We start from the raw sequence: 20,828 nt of genomic DNA on the forward strand, positions 1-20,828 counted from the left end.
GAATAAATGAAAATGAAAATAAGTTCTAATTTAAATTTAACATCTTTGAATTCAGAACCTAAAAATATAAAGTCTAAATTTAATAGCCAATCATTTGATGATAAAAAAGATTATTCTACAACAAGTAAAAAAGATACAAGCTTTAAAAGTGCATTAAATGAAAAATCTAATAAAAAAGTTGATGATAGTTCAAAGTCTTATGATAAAGATTTAGACAAAAAGATTCAAGAAAAAGATAAAGATGTTGATATTAAAAAGAAAATTAACGAGATAAAAGAAAAAAGCGATAATTTATCTAAAGATGAACTTGTTGAACTGTTAAATTCAATTTTTAATATGTTATCTTCTGCTAAGGATCAAAATATTGATTTAAAAGAATTGAATTCAGATTTATTAAATTCAATAATTGATAAGTTGGGAAAAGAAGGAAGTGATTTATCTAAATTACTTGATAATTTATTGAATGCTTCAAAAAATTCTTTGACTGAATTATTAAGTTCTGACACTAAAGAATTATTAAAAAATTTATTAACAAAATTAGAACAAAAACTTGATAAAGATACAGACTTGTCAAATAAGGTTAAAGATTTAATGAGTCAAATATCAAATAATTTAGAAAGTAAAGAAAATAAAACTTCTGATTTCAACACTTCATTTAAGAATTTTCAACAAAATGCTAATTCTAGCATGAGTGAAAAGAATACTGGTGAAGAAAAAGTTGGTAAAAATAATGCTTCAGATGAAGATGCTTTCTTAAATAAACTTTTAAATAATGATAAAGAAGATAATACATTAAATAAGATTAATTTAGTTGCTACAAGAAATGAAATTAATGCAAATAATGTTGAAACTACAAGTGAAACAATGACAATTAATAAAGCAACTATGGGAGAAGATTTAATAAGAAGTGTTAAATTTATGATGACAAATGCAATGAAAGAATTAACAGTAAAAATAGCTCCTAAACATTTAGGTGAACTTACTATTAGTTTAATTCAGGAAAATGGCATTATGAAAGCTAATATAAAAGCACATAGTAAAGAAACACTAGAACTTCTTTCTCAAAATTTAGTTGAAATGAAAAAAGCTATAACTGATCAGAATATAAAGGTTGCTGATGTAAATGTAGAATTATATCAAGAAGATACTACATTCTTTAAAGATGAAGGTTTTGGAAGTGGATTAGCTAAAGATAATGAAAAACAAAATAGTAGTAATAATAAACGAACATCTCATATTGATGCTATTGATATTGAAGATGATGCTACAGAAATTTTAAATAGTAATTTAGACTTTTTGGCTTAGGAGGTGAAAAGATGACTTATTCAATGGTTGATGTAAATAAAGCATTGGGTAAAACTGATGCTAGTAATGCAGTAAATAGCAAGAAAAATTCTACTCAAGGTAAGGTGACTACAGATAGAGGAACTAAGATAACTGAATCAGGTCAAGAGTTTGATAAAAATTCATTTTTAAAACTTTTATCAGCCCAATTATCTAATTTAGACCCAACATCTGATCAAGATTCAACAGCATATGTTACTCAAATGGCACAATTTGCAGCAATGGAACAAATGTATAACTTAAATGATACAATGACTACATTTTCTCATCAACAATTAGTTGGTAAAGGTGCAACTATGAATGTTGTAAATACTGATGGAGAATATTATACAGGTGTTATAAGAGGAGTATCTAAAGATAAATATGGTACCCATGTTTCAATGGAAGTTAATGAGAATGGTAAAAATAAATTCAAAGTATTTGATGTAAAAGATATACAAACAATATTAAACATACCAGATCAAGATGGTAATATGTCTGTTAATTCAGATTTTCTAGCAGCATCTGCCTTGAAAGATCAGAAAGTAGTTCTTTCTACTTATGATAAAGATGGTAAAAATATTATAACAAAAGGTACTGTAAAAAGTTCTTTTATAGATATGGGTGTTGTTAAAATAAGAGTTGAAACTGATAAATTAGATGAAAGTGGAAAGCCAATTATAGAAGATTTTCAGTATTCAAATATAATCAAGGCAGGAGATTTAACAGAAGAAGATATGGATGTTAAACCAGAAGAAAAACCTGAGGAAAAGTCTGAAGAAGCTTCTAAAGTAGAAGACACAGATAAAATTAATTCACAAAATTTATCAGAAGAAGAAAAAACAAGTCAAGTTTTAGGAATGGTAGATAATAAGGAAAAGGTAGGATATACAGAAGATTATACAAATGAACTTGAGAAATTAAAATCAATATTAGGTTAATAATTGAGTTATAGAATAATTAATGGTCAAGTGTATCCAGTTGGTACCTTTGAACCTATTAAAAATACCAATCCAAAATTTATAACAAATACAGAAGAAAAAAATAGTTTTAAAGATGTATTAAATAATGTTATCAATAAGAATGAAGGTTTTATTGTATCCAAACATGCAGCTGAAAGACTATCTGAAATTAATTTTACAGATAAAGATATGCAACAAATAGAAAAAGGATTCCAAATCGCAAAAGAAAAAAACTCAAAAAAATCTGTTATTTTATATAAAGATACTGCATTAATTGCAAGTATAGAAAATAGAACATTAATAACAGCAGTTGAGAAGGAAAGAGCAAAAGATAATATATTTACCAATATAGATAGTGTGGTAATTTTATAGGCTGGACCTAAGGCAATTAACAATTAATTAATAAATAATTTTATAATGATAAATTATTTATTGTAAATTGAACATTGTCAGCATGGAAGCCTAAGCTTGTTGAATGATAGAGGCAAGTTAGCAAATTATGATTTGGAGGCAATAAAATATGTTAAGATCAATGTATTCTGGAATAAGTGGAATGAAAACTAATCAAGTTAAGTTAGATGTTACAGGTAATAATATAGCTAACGTAAGTACAACAGGATTTAAATCATCAAGTGCAAGATTTTCTGATATGATTTATCAAAATATGTCATCGGCAACAGCACCAACTGGGCAAAAAGGTGGTACAAATGCCAAACAAGTAGGACTTGGAGCACAACTTGCAAGTATAAATAAGGTTATGGGACAAGGTAATGCATTATCAACAGGAAGAAGCTTAGATGTATGCGTTGATGGTGATGGATATATTATGGTAAGTAAAGGACCAGAGGTTTATAAAGGTGGAACAAGTGAAGGTACTGGGATTATTGGAGTAGAGACTTCTGGAAAACTATCAGGTGGTAGTGAAAATGAAGTTTTATATACAAGAGATGGTAATTTTACTCTTGATTATGAAGGAAATCTTTTAACAGCAGATGGATATAGAGTAATGGGATACTTACTTCAAAATGGTACAGATGGGGATGTTAAATCTAGTATAGAATGGGAAGAAAAAGACGGTAAAAAATCAGCAATAGCAAATTATGTAGATGCTGATTCTAAGAGTTTACAAGCAGTAGGTGAAGGAAAAGAACTTCATACTTTAAAGATACCAGATAAAGTTTTAGCACCTAAAAGAGATGAAAATGGAGATCCAACGACTGAGTTTGTTGAAGTACCAGTAAAAAGTTTTTCAATAGGAAAAGATGGAGTTATTACAGCAGTTCTTGGAGATGGATCTAGAACAGCACTTGGTCAAATAGCTATGGCTACATTTAAAAATCCGGAAGGTTTAACAGCAATAGGAGCAAACAAATTACAGACATCTCCTAATTCAGGACCTGAAATAATAAAGACACCTGTAGGAAATTTAGCAGATGATTATACTGACAATAGCAAAGGGTTTGGAGATTTTATTCAAGGTACACTTGAATCATCAAATGTAGATTTAACAGAACAATTTACAGATATGATAACAGCAACAAGAGCATTTCAAGCTTCATCAAAGATGATAACTACAGGGGATGAAATACTTCAAACAATTACAAGTTTAATGAGATAGTATTAATATAAAAACTTATATTCAGAATTTTACACTCTGAAAAATATTAGCTTTAATGTTAAAAGGATAATCAAGGTTATATGCTAAATATTAAATAATTAAATTGATTATTAACAGTTTGCGATAAAATAAAATTTTAATGATTATTGATAACAAAAGATAAAATTTGAGAATAAACGGAGGAGAATTAAATATGTTAAGATCGATGTACTCAGGAATAAGTGGTATGAAAGCTAACCAGGTAAAATTAGATGTTATAGGTAATAACATAGCCAACGTAAGTACAACAGGATTTAAATCATCAAGTGCAAGATTTTCTGATATGCTTTATCAAAATATGTCATCGGCAACAGCCCCAACATCAACAAAGGGTGGTACAAATGCTAAACAAGTAGGACTTGGAGCACAACTTGCAAGCATAAATAAGGTTATGGGACAAGGTAATGCATTATCAACAGGAAGAAGCTTAGATGTATGTGTTGATGGTGACGGATATATTATGGTAAGTAAAGGTCCAGAGGTTTATAAAGGTGGAACAAGTGATGGTACTGGAACTATTGGAATAGAGAACTCTGGAAAATTATCAGGTGGTAGTGAAAATGAAGTTTTATATACAAGAGATGGTAATTTTACTCTTGATTATGAAGGGAATCTTTTAACAGCAGATGGATATAGAGTAATGGGATATTTACTTCAAGATGGTACAGAGGGGGATGCTAAATCTAGTATAGAATGGACTACACCAGATGGAAGTACAAATCAAGTTGCAACAGCAAACTATGTAGATGCTGATTCTAAGAATTTACAAGCAGTAGGTGAAGGAAAAGAACTTCATACTTTAAAAATACCAGATAAAGTTTTAGCACCTAAAAGAGATGAAAATGGAGATCCAATAGATGAGTTTGTTGAAGTACCAGTAAAAAGTTTTTCAATAGGAAAAGATGGGGTTATTACAGCAGTCCTTGGAGATGGATCTAGAACAGCACTTGGTCAAATAGCTATGGCTACTTTTAAAAACCCAGAAGGTTTAACTGCAATAGGAGCAAATAAAGTACAGACATCTCCTAATTCAGGACCTGAAATAATAAAAACACCTTTAGGCGGAATGAAAAATGATGGTGGAGATCCAGAAAAAATAGATAATAGTAAGGGATTTGGAGATTTTATTCAAGGCACACTTGAATCATCAAATGTAGATTTAACAGAACAATTTACAGATATGATAACAGCAACAAGAGCATTCCAAGCTTCATCAAAAATGATATCAACAGGAGATGAAATACTTCAAACAATTACAGGTCTTATGAGATAGTATAATTTAATAATTAGGGAGTAATTTTTGCTCTCTAGTTATTTAATAATATAAGTATTTAGATTTATATTTTATGGGAGGGAATCAATGATTGAATTAACAGGAATGAATAATAAACCATTTATATTAAATGATGATCATATTGAAAAAATGGAAGAAGTTCCAGAAACTTTAATAACGTTAAGTAATGGAAAAAAATATATAGTCATTGAGAGTATAGATGAAGTTAGGTTCAAAATTAAAAAGTATAAAAGAGAAATTTTTACTCACGGAAGATAGAGGGGGCATTTAGTAATGAAAAAAACTGATATAATGACAGCGGTAGGATTACTTCTGGGGTCAGGTTTATTATTTTATGGTATAGTTAGTGGAGGACCATTATCAATATTTGTTGATTTACCATCATTCGCTATAACATTTGGAGGATCAATTGCCACAGTATTAATAGTGTATCCAATGGATGGAATAAAAAAAGCAGGTAAATTATTCATGGAGTCATTTAAAGAGCCAAAATCTTCTATAATGGAAACAATAGCTCAATTTACAGAACTATCAAGAAAAGCAAGAAGAGATGGATTGTTATCTTTAGAAGATACAATATCTCAATTAGAAGATCAATTCTTAAAAAAAGGCTTACAAATGGTTGTTGATGGAATAGAACCAGAATCTATAAAGGAAATATTAGAACTTGATATATCGGAAATGGAAATGAGGCATAAATCTGGATCAGGTATTTTTTCAACTTGGGGAGCTTTTGCACCAGGATTTGGTATGCTTGGAACTCTTATTGGATTAATTCAAATGCTTCAAAATCTTTCAGATGTAAGTACAATAGCAACCGGTATGGGTAAAGCACTTATAACTACATTTTATGGTTCACTTATAGCTAATTTATTAGCTTCACCAATAGCTCAAAATTTAATGGCCAAAAGTCAAAAAGAAGTTGCAATGAAAGAAATGATGCTTGAGGGTATACTTTCAATTCAATCAGGAGTAAATCCTAGAATTGTTGAAGATAAATTAGTAGCTTATTTATCACCACAAGAAAGAATCGTTTATGCTCAAAATAATTCAGAAAATAATGAAGGAGTTGCATAAAAATGGCTAGAAGAAAGAAGTCAGATGATGGAGGCGGATTAAGAGGTGATGAATGGCTTGGTACTTATTCAGATTGTGTTACCTTACTTTTAACATTTTTTATTTTGCTATATTCTATGTCAAGTGTTGATGTTCAAAAGTTAAAATCTATATCAGACGCTTTTGTATCAGTTATGACAGGTGAATCAGCTGATTCTTTTGTAGAATATAATATGTATAATGGCAAAGTTCCTGTAATTGGAGGAGAATCTGATGTTGAAGGGGTAGTTGATGCAGAATCTTTAGGTAAGGAAAGTATGTATCAAGATATAAAAAATTATGTTGAAAAAAATAATTTATCTGGTGCTATGGACATCATTCAAGATGAACGTGGAATTATATTAGAATTAAAAGACTCTGTTTTATTTAAATCAGGACAAGCAGATTTGATTCCTGAAAGTAAAGAAGTTTTAGACAAAGTAAATACTTTAATTTCAGCATTGCCTAATTCAGTAATAGTAGAAGGTCATACAGATAATGTACCTATACATAATTATAAGTATGCAAGTAACTGGGAACTATCTACCCAAAGAGCTGTAAATGTAGTAAAGTATTTTGTTGAAACAAAAAATAACGATCCAATGAAGTTTAGTGCAGCAGGTTATGGTGAATATAGACCTATAGTCTATAATAATTCAGAAGAAAATAGGGCTAAGAATAGAAGAGTTAATATATTAATAGTTAATGAGAAAGAAAATGAGGAGTGATAATAATGGCTGATAAGGGAAAAGATAAAGATATAAAAGGTAAATCAGGCAAGATGAAGACTATAATAATATTTGTAATAGCTTTACTACTTGTTGGGGGCGGAGTATTTGCTGGAACTTATATGTTTATGCAAAAAAACAATGTTAAAGTTGTAAAAGAACAAGCTATTGATATGGCTTATATTGATATAGGAGAAATTACTGCAAATTTAGCTGATGAAGGTGGAAAAAGATATTTTAAAGGCAAAATATCAATAGGATATGACAAAACAGATAAAGATGCTGAAGTTGAATTAGAAGAAAAGAAAGTTGTAGTAAGAGATTCAGTAATATTTTATTTAAAGTCTTTAAAATTAGATTATATTAATGATACTAATAATGAAAAAGCAATAAAAGATGAAATCATGGATAAAATAAATAAGCAGTTAAGAAAGAGTAAAATAGTTGATGTTAGATTCGATAGCATAATAACACAATAGAAAGAAGAAAAATAAATGGAATTTAGTTTTTTAAAAATGATTCTAAATTTGATAATGTCATTATTAGTTGTTTTTGGACTTATGTTCTTAACATTTAAGATATTAGGAAGCAAAGTAAAGGCAGTTAATGATAATAAATATGTGAAAGTTATAGATAGAACTCAAATAACAAAGGAAAACTCTATAGTAGTAATAAAAGTAGGGAAAAAAGGTTATTTGCTTACAAATACACAAACAAGTATGGAAAAGTTACAAGATTTATCTGAAGAAGAAATTAATAAAATCGAAGAAGATAAAAGAAACAATATGTATCGTATTAATGAGTCATATATTAAAAAATCCGAAAATATAAAAGAAAAATTTCTAAGTATATTTAAGAATTACATATCAAAGGAAGATAAAGATGAGAAAAAATAAAGAGAAGATTATGTTTGTGTTAATTTTAGCTTTTGCTATTATAACATTTTGTGGGATTAAAGCTTATGCAGCTCCTGAAAGCATAGATTTACCAAAAGTAAATTTAGCTATTGGTGATGGAGAAGGTACTCCTAGTGATTATGTTAGCAATATAAAAATATTAATATTTTTTACTGTTCTTGCAGTATTGCCATCTATAGTTATAATGTTAACTTCTTTTACAAGAATAGTAGTTGTATTTTCTTTTGTTAAAAGTGCAATGGGAGTGCAACAAGCAATACCTAATCAGATTTTAACAGGATTGGCATTATTTCTTACTATATTTATTATGTCACCAGTGTATAGTGAAATTAATACAAAGGCATTTCAGCCTTATATGGAGCAAAGTATAACACAAGAAGAAGCTATTGAAATAGGTTCAAAACCGTTAAAAGATTTTATGTTGAAGCAAACTAGGCAAAAAGATCTAGCTTTATTTGTTGAAATAAATAATATTGATACTAACAAAGAAGAATTAAGTAGAGAAAATATCCCATTTACAACTTTGATTCCTGCTTTTGCAATAAGTGAATTAAAGACAGCATTTGAGATAGGGTTTTTAATATATTTACCATTTATAGTAATTGATATGGTAGTAGCTAGTTTACTTATGTCCATGGGTATGATGATGTTACCACCAGTTATGGTATCATTGCCGTTTAAGTTATTATTATTTGTAATGGTAGATGGATGGTATTTACTCGTAAAATCGTTAATTATGAGTTTTTCGTGAGGTGGAAATTTATGAGTCAAACTTTATTAAATGGAGTTGTTAAAGATACTATTATAGTGGCAGCAAAATTATCAGCTCCTATATTACTGGTAGTGTTAATTGTTGGATTACTTATAAGTATTTTACAAGCAACAACACAAATTCAAGAACAAACCTTAACTTTTGTTCCAAAATTAATTGCTGGAGCTATTGTTGGGATATTTTTAGGAAGCTGGATGCTTCAAACGTTGATGTCATTTACAACAAGAATATTTGAATTAATTACAAAAATTACAGCATAAAAGGAGGTAGTGCATTGTGATTGAAACGGCCTACTTTCTTGGATTATTTTATATATTTTTAAGATTAACAACTTATTTTGTTATAGTTAACGTATTTTTCCCCAAAGGTACTCCACATATATTAAAAGGAGTTTTAAGTTTACTGGTTTCTATTGCAGTATTAGCTGGAGTAGATTATTCAACAATTAATGAAATAAATAATACATATTATTTGGTAATTTATGGATTAAATGAAATTATGACTGGTTTAGTCCTAGGCTTCATAACTAATATGATTTTTGAAGTAGTAAAATTTGCAGGAGGTTGGATGGATGTTCATGCAGGTTTTTCTATGGTATCAATATTAGATCCAACTTCACAATCTCAAACTACTTTAATTGGTAATTTTGCTTATATGATATCTATGGTGATTTTTTTCATTGTAGATGGGCATCATATAATAATAAAATTATTAATTGAAAGCTTTAAAATAGTTCCTATTGGTGAAACATTAGTTTATCAAGAAACTATGATGGCTGTAATATCTACGATTATTGAATATTTTGTAATAGGAGTGAAAATAGCAGTACCAATTGTACTTATAATTGTCATAACTGATTTATGTTTGGGATTAATATCAAGAACTGTACCTACAATTCCAATAATGATATTTGGTTTGCCAATTAAGAATATATTAGGTCTTGTTACATTTACAATTTTATTACCACTTATTTTTAAAGTAGTGAGTAGTGCAGTTTATAATTTATCAAGTGTCTTTGAAAATATTTTTAAAGCAATTCCTGCATTGCCTTTGGTTTTAATATTTGCAGATGAAAAAACAGAAGAAGCAACTCCTAAGAAAAAGTCAGATGCCAAGAAAAAAGGACAAGTAGCTAGAAGTAAAGATGTTGGTGTTGCAATTACTATGTTGGCATGTACATTAGCAGTTTCTATGCTTTGGGGAAGCTTGGTAAAAACATTTAAAGGGGTATTAATTTATTTTTTATCACTTCCAAATTTAAAAGATTTTAATGAATTAACAGCTACAAATTTTATTGTATTTAGTTTTTTGAAATCAGCAATGATATTTTTACCATTTGCATTAGCCGTAATGGTAGCTGGAATAGCAGCAAGTATAATTCAAACAGGTTTTCTTATTACAGGAGAACCGCTTAAACCTTCACTTGGAAAATTAAATCCAATAAAAGGTTTAAAAAATATGTTTTCTAAAAGAAGTTTAGCTGGATTAATTAAAAATTTAGTAGTAGTAACAATAATATCTATCTTAGCTTATAAATATGTTAAGAATAATTATAATGATATAATAAATATTTCGAGCTTATATCTTCCTTCTTTAGGGGATGAGATAAAAAATTTAGTCGTAGGAATATTTATGCAAATAACATTGGCTCTAATTATTATTGGTGCAACAGATTATTTTGTACAATTTAGATTACATAATAAAGAGCTAAAAATGAGTAAACAAGAAATTAAAGATGAATATAAACAAGCAGAAGGAGATCCACAATTAAAAGCGAAAATAAAGCAAAAGCAAAGGGAAGTAGGTATGAGAAGAATGATGCAATCTGTTTCTGATGCTACAGTTGTAATTACAAATCCTACTCACTTAGCTATTGCGTTAAAATATGAAGACGGTGGAAACATGGAAGCACCAAAAGTTGTTGCAAAAGGTGCAGATCATGTTGCCTTAAAATTAAAAACAATTGCTAAAGACAATGATGTTCCTATTGTGGAAAATAAACCGTTAGCAAGACTTATGTATGACAGAGTAGAAATAGACCAAGAAATACCTCAAGATTTGTACCAAGGGGTAGCAGAAATACTAGCAGTAGTATTAAAGATAAAAAAGAACTCTTAGTTTTAGATTGAATAAAGGATGGGATAAGGTTGGGACTTGAAAATAAAAGACTCGATATAAAAAATAACTTAGATGTATTTGTAGCAGCTGCTGTTATATGTATAGTACTTATGATGATAATACCATTACCAAAAGCATTATTAGATGTAATGTTAGCATTTAATATAACATTATCTGTTGTTATTATAATCATAACAATGTTTACTACAAATGTATTACAACTTTCTATATTTCCAACATTATTATTAATTACTACATTATTTAGATTAGGTCTTAATATATCGTCAACTAGACTTATATTAAGTGAAGGTGATGCAGGAAAGATAATTCAAGCATTTGGTAACTTTGTTATTGGGGGAAATTATGTAGTTGGTATAATTATATTCTTAATTATAATTATTATACAATTTATGGTTATTACAGCTGGTGCAGGTAGAGTTTCAGAAGTATCAGCTAGATTTACACTTGATGCAATGCCAGGAAAACAAATGAGTATAGATGCTGATTTGAATTCAGGTCTTATAGATGAAACAATGGCTAAACAAAGAAGACAAGATTTACAATCTGAAGCAGATTTTTATGGTTCTATGGATGGTGCTTCTAAATTCGTAAAAGGTGATGCTATAGCAGGTATAATAATTACTGTAATAAATATAATAGCAGGTATAATAATTGGAGTTATGCAAAAAGATTTAACTGTTGGAGAAGCAGCACTTAAATATGTTCAACTTACCGTAGGTGATGGTCTTGTAAGTCAGGTACCAGCATTATTAATATCAACTGCATCAGGTATTTTGGTTACGCGTTCAGGAAATAATGAAAACTTTGGTAAGTCATTATCAAAGCAATTAACAGGATTTCCTATTGCAACATCTATTGCAAGTGCAGCAATGTTATTTTTAGCAGTAGTTCCTAATATGCCTAAAGTTCCATTCTTAATTGCATCAGTTTCAATGGCAGTACTTTCTTATATGCTTTACAAAGAAGAAAGTAAGCAATTACAACAAGAAATTGTTTCAGAAGAAGAAGAGATTATTGAAGCAGAACGTAAAGAACCTGAAAATGTAATGAATTTAATTTCAGTAGAACCTATGGAAGTTGAAATTGGTTATGGATTAATTCCACTTGCAGATGAAAGTACAGGGGGAGATTTGCTTCAAAGAATTGCTTCTGTTAGAAGACAATGTGCAATTGAAATGGGAATCGTGGTACAGCCTATAAGAATTAGAGATAATCTACAATTAAAAACAAATGAATATGTAATAAAAATAAGAGGAACAACAATTGCCTCATCTGAGCTTATGCCGAGTATGTTACTTTGCATGGATCCAACAGGAGATGGATTAGAAATACCAGGTATAAAGACTTTAGAACCAACTTTTAAGTTACCAGCTGTATGGATTAATAAAGATCAAAGAGAAGAAGCTGAAATAAAGGGATTTACAGTAGTAGATCCAACTACTGTTATGGTAACTCATTTAACAGAGACTATAAAATCTCATTCTTATGAATTACTTGGACGACAAGAGGTTAAACTTATTATTGATAACTTAAGAGATAAATATAGTGCTGTTATAGAAGAACTTATACCAGATTTATTAACAATAGGTGAACTTCAAAAAGTATTACAAAATCTTCTAAGAGAAAAAGTTCCTATAAAAGATATGGTAACCATAATGGAATCTTTAGCTGATAATTCAAGAAACACAAGAGATATTGAAGTACTTACTGAATATGTTAGATTTGCTTTATCAAGAACAATTTGTAATCAGATAATAAATGAAGATAGAGCAATTACAGTAGTAACATTAGATCCTAGTGTAGAAGGAACAGTTGGATCAAGCATTCAAAAAACAATGCAAGGATCTTTCCCAACGGTAGATCCAGATACAACAACTAGATTACTTGGAAGTATAAAAAATATACTAGAAACAACTTATTTTAATAATAATCAACCAGTTATATTAGTATCTCCTAATATAAGAGCAGTGTTTAGAAAATTAATAGAAATGGTATTTCCACATGTTATGGTAATTTCATTAAATGAAGTACCAAATGATATAGAAATTAATAGTGGAGGAGTTGTAACTATTTAATGATTATAAAAAGATATCTTGTGAGCAATATGAATGAAGCATTAACTAGAATTAGATATGAATTAGGAAAAGATGCTATCATAATAAGCCAAAGAAAAGTAAGAAAACCAGGTTTTAAGGGTTTTTTTTCAGGAAAATTAATAGAAGTTACAGCTGCTGTTGAAAATTCAAACAATAGTAATAAAGGAAATGACAAAAAAAATGAAAAAAATGAAAAAATAGAAGATTCATTAGGTAATATAAAAAAATTATTAGAGTCTTCTGATAAAAATAACATAATAGAAAAAGATATAAACAAAGCTTTTACTTCTTCTAAGTTGGAAAATGATTTAAATTTAGAACGTGATTTAAAAAAAGATAAAAGCAAAGATTTAACGTCAAAATCAAATGAAGATTCTGTCTATAAAGAAGTTACTGAAATGAAGGAACTTTTAAATAGAGTTGTAGAAAATACTTCAAAAGAAGAAGATTGGCAAATTAGTGCTATAAAGAAAAAACTTACTGAAATAGATGTAGATGAAGAGTTTCATGAAGAAATACTTAATAAAGTAAATAGTATTGATGAGGAAAATGAATCAAATCATGAACAACTTTTAAGAAACTTTTTTGAAGGAAAAGGAGAAGTAGAAAGTGATAGTGATTCATATAAATATGAACTTTTAAGAAATATTTTTGAGGGAACATTTTTAGAGTGCAGTAAAGATATTTCTGGAAAGGTAGCATTAGTTGGTCCAACAGGCGTAGGGAAAACAACTACAATAGCAAAACTTGCAGGAAAACTTTCTCTTATAGATAAAAAAAATGTTGGCTTAATAACTGTTGATACATATAGAATAGGTGCAATAGAACAATTAAAAACTTATGCAGAAATAATGAATATACCCTTTGAAGTTGTAATAACTATAAAAGAAATGGAAGAGGCTATAGAATCCATGAAAGACTGTGATGTTATTCTTATTGATACTACAGGTAGAAGTAGCAAAAATACAATGCAGATATCAGAGCTTAGAGCATTTATTGAAAAAGCTAATCCAGATTATATAAGTATGGTTATTAGTGCAACAACGAAAAACAAAGATATAGTAAGTATATTAAATGGTTATTCGGAGCTTAATTATGATAATGTAATAATTACTAAATTAGATGAAACAACAGTATATGGATCATTATATAATATAATTAAGAGATCTAATAAACCTATTAAATATATAACCACAGGACAAAATGTACCTAATGATATAATAGCGCCAACTAAAAAAGAAATGGCTAGATTTATATTAGGGGAGGAAACCTTATGCTAGATCAAGCAGAAGCTTTAAGAAAACTTGCTGATGAAAGCGAAAATATTACTAGTAAATCAAGTACAAAAATAATTACAGTTACATCAGGAAAAGGTGGAGTAGGTAAAAGTAATTTTGTAGTTAATTTAGGAATTGCCTTACAGAATAAAGGTAAAAAAGTTTTGATTTTTGATGCTGATTTAGGTATGGGAAATGATGATGTCCTAATGGGAATTTATCCTAAGTATAATATATTTGATATTATATTTACTGAAAAAAAGATAGAGGATATAATTGTATTAGGACCAAATGGAGTAAGTTTATTACCAGGAGGATCTGGATTAAACAAAGTAGATGAATTACAAGAAAGTGAAAGAAATTTATTTTTAGAAAAATTAGAATCACTTAATGATTTTGATTATATACTTATGGATACTGGTGCTGGAATAAATAGAAGTATTTTATCTTTTATGGCAGTGTCAGAAGATTTAATAATACTTACCACACCAGAACCAACAGCTCTTACAGATGCATATAGCTTAATAAAAGCAGCAGATCATTTTAAGATAAAGAATAATGCAATGATTGTGGTAAATAGAGTTTTTGATTTATCAGAAGGATTACAAGTATATAATAAGCTTGAAAGGGCTGTAAGTAAATTTTTAAAATTAAATTTAGAATATTTAGGCTGTATTACAGATGATAGAAAAGTTCTTCAAAGTGTTAGAATGCAAAAGCCTTTTGTAATATTATATCCTACAAGTGAAGCATCTCAATCCATAAACAATATAGCATTAAAAATTTTAGGACAAGATGTGAAGACTTCAAGTGGACCTAGGGAATTATTTAAAAAATTATTTAGAATGTTTTCATAGGAGGCAATAATGTCAAAGTTTATATTAAAAGTCAATGATAGAGTAGAGATTTTAGTAGAGAATAAAGCTTTTAAAAGTTTAGTTCAAGATATTGAAGAAGATTTTATTAAGATAAACATTCCTGTATGTGATGGGGAATATTTATCTTTAAAAATAAATCAAAAGGTAGAGTTAAATTCTTATCTAAATGGTGGAAAATGCTTCAATTTTTATTGTGATGTTATAGAACGTGGAAAAGAAGATAATATAATTTATTATAAATTGAGTGAACCTTATAATGTAAAAGAAATACAAAGAAGAGATTTTGTAAGAGTAGATTTTATGAACATAATTAAGTTCAAAAAAATACTTGAATCAGAGTCTGAAGAAGAAATTAGTTTTAAAGATGGATTAATGATTGATTTAAGCGGTGGGGGAATGCGATTTAAAACTAAAGAAAAATTAGAAAAGTATGATAATCTACTATTAGAATTTACAATAAATGATAAGCTAAATTATTTAAAGGCACAGATAATACGCTTGGAAATAACAGAGTTAAATGAGTATATTTATGGAGTAAAATTTATTGGAATTAGTGAAAAACAAAGGGATAAAGTTATAGGTGAAATTTTTAATATAATGAGAAAACAAAGAGAACGATTATAAAAATTGTTTTATTAACAAAAGATAAAATTTTCTCCTAGATTATAAAAAACGAAGAAAATACAATACTAAGAGTGTAAGAGTAAAAAGAGGAGGGATTGAGAGGAATGTGCAATTTACAAGATAACAATGTAAAAGAACAAATAGTAAAAGATTATATCCCTTTAGTTAAATATATAGCTTCTAGGATCATGATAGGTAAGAATAAATATATGGAGTATGAAGACTTGGTTAGTTATGGGATAATAGGGCTTATGGATGCTATTAGTAAATATGATCCTAGTAAGGGAATGAAATTTTCATCATATGCTTCTATTAGAATAAAAGGAGCTATAATAGATCAAATACGAAAAAATAGACCAATAACTAAAGGCGCTATGGATAAATTAAATAGATATAATAATGCCATTGAATCATTACAAAATAAATTATTAAGAGAACCTAATATTTTAGAAATAGCAGAATATTTAGAGTTATCTTTAGAAGAGGTTTCACAAATAGAAAATTATATAAATCATATATCTATAGTATCTTTAGAAAATATAATTTTTTCTGATGATGAAGAAGTTAATCTTTTAGGAATAATAGAAGATAAGAATAGTCCTAGTCCAGAATTGGAATTGCAAGAAAAAGAGAAGTTGGAAGTATTATCAGATGCTATAAAACTTTTAAAAGAGAAAGAACAATTAATACTTAATCTATATTATTACGAAAGATTAACACTTAAACAAATAGGAGCTATATTATCAGTATCTGAATCAAGAGTATGTCAATTACATGCAAGATCTATTAGTAATTTAAGAGAAGCTATGAAAAAATTACATTACATTGATTAAAGAGGAGATTCTATGATACCATTAATATTAATTGCAATTGGGATTTTTTTAATTGTACATAATTATAAAAAGATTAATAAAACAACATCGTCGTTTGAGTTTACTTTAAATGAAAAAAAGGCAGATTTAGATGATTATAAATTAGAACTTGGACTTTTAAGAAAAGATATAGGTGAAAGTCTTACAGAACTTCAACAAGAGATTACAAATATAAAAATAAATATGAATATGGTTAATGATACTGAAAAAGAGTACGATAATATATTGGATAGTGATATTAGTAATATAAAATTTGATGTAGAGGAAAAGATTGCTACTAAAAAAGAAATAGATATTAAAAATGATATTGATGTTGAAGAACATATTGGAGAAGATATTGATAAAAAACAAAAGAAGAATAAAGAAGTAGATAGTGGAGTTATCTCAGAAATAAATTTTAAAAACACAGAGGTATTTGATAAATCAATAAATAATGAACAAACAATACTTAATGAAAGTGATAATTCTCAAGAATTTCATAATGAAGATGAAAGAGAATTTATTTCTAAATCTAATGGTAAAAAGGTATCAGGTGAATCTAATAAGCAACATACAATATCTAATTTAATAAAGCAAGGCTTAACAGATGAAGAGATATGCAAAGCGTTAAGCGTTAGTAAGGGGGAAGTATTATTAGTAAGAAATTTATTCAAAAACTAAAAGATATAATATTTTTCTTAAATGACAGTAGGATATTATTTGGTATTGGAATAGGATTAGTTTTAGGAGTAACCCTTATGTTTGCATATAAGAGTAGTTTTAATCTTTCTGATAGTCAAATAGAAGAACGAGCTAGAGGTTTAGGCATGCATTATAGTGATGAATGCAAAGCTATTATTAAAGAGGGAGCTGATAATTAGTGATAAGAGGTTTTTATACTGCTGTATCAGGATTGATAACATTAGAAAATGAACAACAAACTGTTACTAATAATATTGTTAATGTTAATAATAATGGTTATAAAAAAAATACATTAACAAAGCAAAGTTTTGAAGATGTTATGTTAACAAATAGACAAAATAAAGTTGGTGACAGACATGTTCCTAATAAACTTGGAACTTTAAATTTAGGAGTTAAAGTTAATGATGTAAGTACTATATATACTCAAGGAGGTTTTAAAGCTACTGACAGTTATACTGACTTTGGTATTGATGGAAGAGGCTTTTTTACTGTACAAAGAGGAAATGAACGTTTATTTACAAGAAGTGGTGATTTTAAAATAGATCAGCAAGGCTATTTAATAACTGGAAATGGAGATCATGTATTAGGAAAAAATAATAGAACGGGTGCAGAAGAGCCTATACATGTAGGAACAGATATATTTTCGCTAGATGGTAATAATAATATTCAAAATGCCACAGGAGATTCAACATATACTCTATTAACTGCAGATTTTGAAGATTATAAATCTTTAGAGAAAGTTGGAGATAATTATTATAAATCTAATAATCCTACATATAATTCAGTAGTTAATATAAGACAAAATGTTCTTGAAACTTCAAATGTTAATCCAACAGAAGAGTTAGTAAAACTTATGGAAATAAAACGTCAGTTTGAAACTAACCAAAAATTTGTTAGTATGCAAGATGAAACTGTTAGAAAAGCTGCAAATGAAATTGGTTCAATAAGATAGGGGAGGATTAAATTATGTTTAATATATTTTCAACTGCAAAAAGTGGTATGAATGCATATCAAGAAAAATTAGATTATCTTTCAAATGATTTAGTAAATGTATCAACAACTGGATATAAAGCTACAGATGTTCAATTTAGTGACCTTTTAACTGAATCATTAGATAGAAAAGGAACTCCTCTTGTAAATAAAGACGCTATTAATGGTACTGGTGTTAAATTGGGAATGGATTATAGAAAAGATACTCAAGGAAATCTTATAACTACAGGAGTTAAAACTGATATGGCAATAGATGGAAAAGGATACATTGCATCAGTTCAAAATAATGGTACTATAGGTTACACTAGAGATGGAAATCTAAAAATTGATAGTGATGGTGTATTAGTTGATGCTAGGGGTAATAAAATATATATACAATATGAAGGTGGTATGTCAGAAGGTAATCCTAAATTATCTAGTGAAGATATTTCAATAGATAAAGAGGGTGGAATATCAACAAAAGTTGATGGTGAATATGTTAAAGTAGGACAAATACCAGTATTTACTGCTGTTGGAGACAAGGCATTTATCCCTATAGGAAACAACTATTTTGTAGCAGCAGATGATGCACAAATAGCTTTGAGTAATGATTATAGTATTGAACAAGGTATGTTAGAGGGATCAAATGTAGATACTTCTGAAATATTTACAGATATAATAAGTACTCAAAGAGCATTCCAATTAAGTTCTAAGGGTATAACAGCTGCTGATGAAGTTTGGGGAATGATAAATAACATGAGAAAATAATTTTTTTACAATATTAATTTTAAAAAATATATATAAAATTATATATAAAAAATAGTATCTCAAAAATTTGAGATACTATTTTTAATTTAATATTATTTTGCTAATAATGTTGAAGTTAGAGGTGGTACTACTTGTTTCTTTCTTGATAATACTCCAGGTAAAAATTCCATAGAATCTTTTAATTCTATTTTGAATGCTCTTTCAACTATTTGTGGATTTGGTCCAGCAACTAAAATTTGAGAGCCTTCATTTAAGATATCAGTTAAAAGTAACATAACTACATCAAAATTCTTTTCTTCAGTTTGTCTAGTCATATAAGATAACATTTCATCTTTTAATGGCATAAATCCATCTATATCCATTGTATTAACTTGAGCGATACCTATTTTAGAATCTCCTATATTGAAAGGTTTGAAATCTTGATTAAATATTTCAGAAACAGATTTTCCTTTTAAAGAAGTCCCTGCTTTAAACATTTCTTTAGCAAAATCATCAACATTTATTCCAGCTATTTCAGCTAATCTAAGACAAATAACTTTGTCTTGTTCAGTACAAGTTGGACTTCTAAATAATAAAGTATCTGAAATAATCGCTCCACATAAAAGTCCAGCAACTTCTCTAGAAGGTTCAATATTATTTTCAAAATAACACTTAGCAACTATACTTGAAGTACTACCTATTGGCTCATTTCTAAAGTATATAGGATTGCTTGTTTGAATGTCAGCAACTCTATGATGATCTATTATTTCTATTATTTCAGCATCTTCTAAACCGTTAACTGATTGACCTTTTTCATTGTGGTCAACTTGAATAACTTTTTTCTTATGATCTGAAATAAGATGGTATCTTGAAATTGTACCAATTACTTTACCTTCAGCATTAGTAACAGGGTATGAATGGAATCTAGTTTCAGCCATAGTTCCTTTGATATCATCTACTAAATCATCAATAGAGAATGATACTAAATTTTCTTTAGCCATTACATATTCAACAGGAATACTTTGGACTATTAATCTTGAAGCAGTAAATGAATCATGAGGTGTACTTATAACAGTAACTCCATTTTCTCTAGCTTTAAATATTAATTCTGATGGTAAATTATTAGAACCAGTGATGATCATTAAAGATATTCCTATATTTAATAGTTCTTCTTGAACATCATGTCTATCTCCAACTATTGCAATATCACCTTTGGCTATTATTTCTCTTAAACTTTCAGGTTGCATTGCAGTTACAGTTATTTTTCCAGGAAATGTTCTAACATATTCATCTATGTATATTGCCTTAGCATCAAGAGCTTCTATTATATTTTCTATAGAAGTATTACTTTTAGCTAATATGTTATTATCCCAAATATCCATATAAGCTGATGTTAAGTTAGAAATAGATAGAAGTCCTAATAATCTACCGTTTTCATCACCTACAGGTAAAGCTTTAAGATGATTATCTCTCATTATATTCCAAGCACCTCTTAATGGAAATGTTGGTGAAATTGGTTCAAGATTATCTATTTTTAAATCTTCTACTTTAAGTTTTACTGTTTCTAAATATTTAGGTGCTTCAACTTTAAAATAATCTAGTATAAATTGAGTTTCTTGATTTACATTACCTAATCTAACAGGTATAGCTTCAAAATTACCAACTTTATTTTTTAAAGCTGCATATCCATAAGCAGCACAAATTGAATCTGAATCAGGATTTTTATGTCCAGTTACATAAACTATATTTTTCAAAATAGTTCCTCCTTATTGTCTAAAATTATAGTATATATTTTAC

Annotated in this window: 23 protein-coding genes; 22 read left to right on the plus strand and 1 reads right to left on the minus strand. The window is 28.2% G+C overall.

All coding sequences use genetic code 11. The features are described from left to right. Positions 1 to 6: 6 nt before the first annotated feature. From BGI42_RS04025 to BGI42_RS04125, 22 genes are all read left to right on the plus strand, one after another. The gene (locus BGI42_RS04025; protein ID WP_069679087.1) at positions 7 to 1,305 is read left to right on the plus strand and encodes a flagellar hook-length control protein FliK; all 1,299 of its coding nucleotides are present in this window, start codon (positions 7 to 9) and stop codon (positions 1,303 to 1,305) included. Between the two features lie 11 nt (positions 1,306 to 1,316). Then, on the plus strand, positions 1,317 to 2,264 hold the full coding sequence (locus BGI42_RS04030) for a flagellar hook assembly protein FlgD (RefSeq protein ID WP_069679088.1): 948 nt from the start codon (positions 1,317 to 1,319) through the stop codon (positions 2,262 to 2,264). A gap of 3 nt (positions 2,265 to 2,267) precedes the next feature. Continuing rightward, positions 2,268 to 2,657, plus strand: coding sequence for a TIGR02530 family flagellar biosynthesis protein (locus tag BGI42_RS04035; protein ID WP_069679089.1), 390 nt, complete (start codon positions 2,268 to 2,270; stop codon positions 2,655 to 2,657). Between the two features lie 148 nt (positions 2,658 to 2,805). Next, positions 2,806 to 3,903 carry a flagellar hook-basal body complex protein gene (locus BGI42_RS04040; protein ID WP_069679090.1) on the plus strand — a complete coding sequence of 366 codons (1,098 nt, stop codon included), beginning with the start codon at positions 2,806 to 2,808 and terminating at the stop codon, positions 3,901 to 3,903. Between the two features lie 193 nt (positions 3,904 to 4,096). Beyond that, positions 4,097 to 5,215: a flagellar hook-basal body complex protein gene (locus BGI42_RS04045; RefSeq protein ID WP_069679091.1), complete on the plus strand. Its 1,119-nt coding sequence runs from the start codon at positions 4,097 to 4,099 to the stop codon at positions 5,213 to 5,215. Between the two features lie 87 nt (positions 5,216 to 5,302). Further along, the gene (locus BGI42_RS04050) at positions 5,303 to 5,494 is read left to right on the plus strand and encodes a flagellar FlbD family protein (RefSeq protein ID WP_069679092.1); all 192 of its coding nucleotides are present in this window, start codon (positions 5,303 to 5,305) and stop codon (positions 5,492 to 5,494) included. 15 nt (positions 5,495 to 5,509) lie between these two features. Next, the gene (locus BGI42_RS04055; protein WP_069679093.1) at positions 5,510 to 6,313 is read left to right on the plus strand and encodes a motility protein A; all 804 of its coding nucleotides are present in this window, start codon (positions 5,510 to 5,512) and stop codon (positions 6,311 to 6,313) included. A gap of 2 nt (positions 6,314 to 6,315) precedes the next feature. Beyond that, on the plus strand, positions 6,316 to 7,059 hold the full coding sequence (locus BGI42_RS04060; RefSeq protein WP_069679094.1) for an OmpA family protein: 744 nt from the start codon (positions 6,316 to 6,318) through the stop codon (positions 7,057 to 7,059). A 5-nt stretch (positions 7,060 to 7,064) separates the two neighbouring features. Beyond that, the gene (locus BGI42_RS04065; protein WP_069679095.1) at positions 7,065 to 7,538 is read left to right on the plus strand and encodes a flagellar basal body-associated FliL family protein; all 474 of its coding nucleotides are present in this window, start codon (positions 7,065 to 7,067) and stop codon (positions 7,536 to 7,538) included. Between the two features lie 15 nt (positions 7,539 to 7,553). Further along, entirely contained in the window at positions 7,554 to 7,955 is a 402-nt protein-coding gene (locus BGI42_RS04070; protein WP_069679096.1) for a flagellar biosynthetic protein FliO, read from the plus strand. Further along, positions 7,942 to 8,727: a flagellar type III secretion system pore protein FliP gene (fliP, locus tag BGI42_RS04075; RefSeq protein WP_069679097.1), complete on the plus strand. Its 786-nt coding sequence runs from the start codon at positions 7,942 to 7,944 to the stop codon at positions 8,725 to 8,727. The genes BGI42_RS04070 and fliP overlap by 14 nt, the downstream gene beginning before the upstream one ends. An 11-nt stretch (positions 8,728 to 8,738) precedes the next feature. Next, positions 8,739 to 9,008, plus strand: a complete 270-nt coding sequence (gene fliQ, locus BGI42_RS04080; RefSeq protein ID WP_069679098.1) for a flagellar biosynthesis protein FliQ — start codon at positions 8,739 to 8,741, stop codon at positions 9,006 to 9,008. Positions 9,009 to 9,024: 16 nt separating this feature from the next. Beyond that, positions 9,025 to 10,866: a fused FliR family export protein/FlhB family type III secretion system protein gene (locus tag BGI42_RS04085; RefSeq protein WP_069679099.1), complete on the plus strand. Its 1,842-nt coding sequence runs from the start codon at positions 9,025 to 9,027 to the stop codon at positions 10,864 to 10,866. Positions 10,867 to 10,895: 29 nt separating this feature from the next. Next, on the plus strand, positions 10,896 to 12,962 hold the full coding sequence (gene flhA, locus BGI42_RS04090; RefSeq protein WP_069679100.1) for a flagellar biosynthesis protein FlhA: 2,067 nt from the start codon (positions 10,896 to 10,898) through the stop codon (positions 12,960 to 12,962). After that, a complete protein-coding gene (flhF, locus tag BGI42_RS04095) occupies positions 12,962 to 14,263 on the plus strand; it encodes a flagellar biosynthesis GTPase FlhF (protein WP_069679101.1) in 1,302 nt (433 codons plus the stop codon). Before flhA ends, flhF begins: the two co-directional genes overlap by 1 nt. Further along, the gene (locus BGI42_RS04100; RefSeq protein ID WP_069679102.1) at positions 14,257 to 15,117 is read left to right on the plus strand and encodes a MinD/ParA family protein; all 861 of its coding nucleotides are present in this window, start codon (positions 14,257 to 14,259) and stop codon (positions 15,115 to 15,117) included. The genes flhF and BGI42_RS04100 overlap by 7 nt, the downstream gene beginning before the upstream one ends. A gap of 9 nt (positions 15,118 to 15,126) precedes the next feature. Next, positions 15,127 to 15,762, plus strand: a complete 636-nt coding sequence (locus BGI42_RS04105) for a flagellar brake protein (RefSeq protein ID WP_069679103.1) — start codon at positions 15,127 to 15,129, stop codon at positions 15,760 to 15,762. A gap of 104 nt (positions 15,763 to 15,866) precedes the next feature. Continuing rightward, complete coding sequence (locus BGI42_RS04110; RefSeq protein WP_069679104.1) at positions 15,867 to 16,595, plus strand: FliA/WhiG family RNA polymerase sigma factor; 729 nt, start codon at positions 15,867 to 15,869, stop codon at positions 16,593 to 16,595. Positions 16,596 to 16,607: 12 nt separating this feature from the next. After that, a complete protein-coding gene (locus BGI42_RS04115) occupies positions 16,608 to 17,294 on the plus strand; it encodes a DUF6115 domain-containing protein (protein ID WP_069679105.1) in 687 nt (228 codons plus the stop codon). A gap of 77 nt (positions 17,295 to 17,371) precedes the next feature. Beyond that, positions 17,372 to 17,494 carry a hypothetical protein gene (locus tag BGI42_RS16515; RefSeq protein ID WP_275542704.1) on the plus strand — a complete coding sequence of 41 codons (123 nt, stop codon included), beginning with the start codon at positions 17,372 to 17,374 and terminating at the stop codon, positions 17,492 to 17,494. Beyond that, positions 17,494 to 18,267 (plus strand): flagellar hook-basal body complex protein, encoded by a 774-nt coding sequence (locus tag BGI42_RS04120; RefSeq protein ID WP_069679106.1) that lies wholly within the window; start codon positions 17,494 to 17,496, stop codon positions 18,265 to 18,267. Before BGI42_RS16515 ends, BGI42_RS04120 begins: the two co-directional genes overlap by 1 nt. A gap of 14 nt (positions 18,268 to 18,281) precedes the next feature. Next, complete coding sequence (locus BGI42_RS04125) at positions 18,282 to 19,052, plus strand: flagellar basal-body rod protein FlgG (RefSeq protein WP_069679107.1); 771 nt, start codon at positions 18,282 to 18,284, stop codon at positions 19,050 to 19,052. A gap of 92 nt (positions 19,053 to 19,144) precedes the next feature. On the opposite strand, the gene BGI42_RS04130 is transcribed toward BGI42_RS04125, so the two are convergent. Further along, on the minus strand, positions 19,145 to 20,785 hold the full coding sequence (locus BGI42_RS04130) for a putative manganese-dependent inorganic diphosphatase (protein ID WP_069679108.1): 1,641 nt from the start codon (positions 20,783 to 20,785) through the stop codon (positions 19,145 to 19,147). Positions 20,786 to 20,828: the final 43 nt, after the last annotated feature.

It is taken from the genome of Clostridium taeniosporum, from assembly GCF_001735765.2.
Lineage (GTDB): Bacteria > Bacillota > Clostridia > Clostridiales > Clostridiaceae > Clostridium > Clostridium taeniosporum.

Coding starts and splice junctions, on each gene's coding strand:
- BGI42_RS04025 (WP_069679087.1), top strand. CDS start 7: ATGAAAATGAAAATAAGTTCTAATTTAAATTTAACATCTTTGAATTCA.
- BGI42_RS04030 (WP_069679088.1), top strand. CDS start 1,317: ATGACTTATTCAATGGTTGATGTAAATAAAGCATTGGGTAAAACTGAT.
- BGI42_RS04040 (WP_069679090.1), top strand. CDS start 2,806: ATGTTAAGATCAATGTATTCTGGAATAAGTGGAATGAAAACTAATCAA.
- BGI42_RS04045 (WP_069679091.1), top strand. CDS start 4,097: ATGTTAAGATCGATGTACTCAGGAATAAGTGGTATGAAAGCTAACCAG.
- BGI42_RS04050 (WP_069679092.1), top strand. CDS start 5,303: ATGATTGAATTAACAGGAATGAATAATAAACCATTTATATTAAATGAT.
- BGI42_RS04055 (WP_069679093.1), top strand. CDS start 5,510: ATGAAAAAAACTGATATAATGACAGCGGTAGGATTACTTCTGGGGTCA.
- BGI42_RS04060 (WP_069679094.1), top strand. CDS start 6,316: ATGGCTAGAAGAAAGAAGTCAGATGATGGAGGCGGATTAAGAGGTGAT.
- BGI42_RS04065 (WP_069679095.1), top strand. CDS start 7,065: ATGGCTGATAAGGGAAAAGATAAAGATATAAAAGGTAAATCAGGCAAG.
- BGI42_RS04070 (WP_069679096.1), top strand. CDS start 7,554: ATGGAATTTAGTTTTTTAAAAATGATTCTAAATTTGATAATGTCATTA.
- fliP (WP_069679097.1), top strand. CDS start 7,942: ATGAGAAAAAATAAAGAGAAGATTATGTTTGTGTTAATTTTAGCTTTT.
- fliQ (WP_069679098.1), top strand. CDS start 8,739: ATGAGTCAAACTTTATTAAATGGAGTTGTTAAAGATACTATTATAGTG.
- flhF (WP_069679101.1), top strand. CDS start 12,962: ATGATTATAAAAAGATATCTTGTGAGCAATATGAATGAAGCATTAACT.
- BGI42_RS04100 (WP_069679102.1), top strand. CDS start 14,257: ATGCTAGATCAAGCAGAAGCTTTAAGAAAACTTGCTGATGAAAGCGAA.
- BGI42_RS04105 (WP_069679103.1), top strand. CDS start 15,127: ATGTCAAAGTTTATATTAAAAGTCAATGATAGAGTAGAGATTTTAGTA.
- BGI42_RS04110 (WP_069679104.1), top strand. CDS start 15,867: ATGTGCAATTTACAAGATAACAATGTAAAAGAACAAATAGTAAAAGAT.
- BGI42_RS04115 (WP_069679105.1), top strand. CDS start 16,608: ATGATACCATTAATATTAATTGCAATTGGGATTTTTTTAATTGTACAT.
- BGI42_RS16515 (WP_275542704.1), top strand. CDS start 17,372: ATGTTTGCATATAAGAGTAGTTTTAATCTTTCTGATAGTCAAATAGAA.
- BGI42_RS04125 (WP_069679107.1), top strand. CDS start 18,282: ATGTTTAATATATTTTCAACTGCAAAAAGTGGTATGAATGCATATCAA.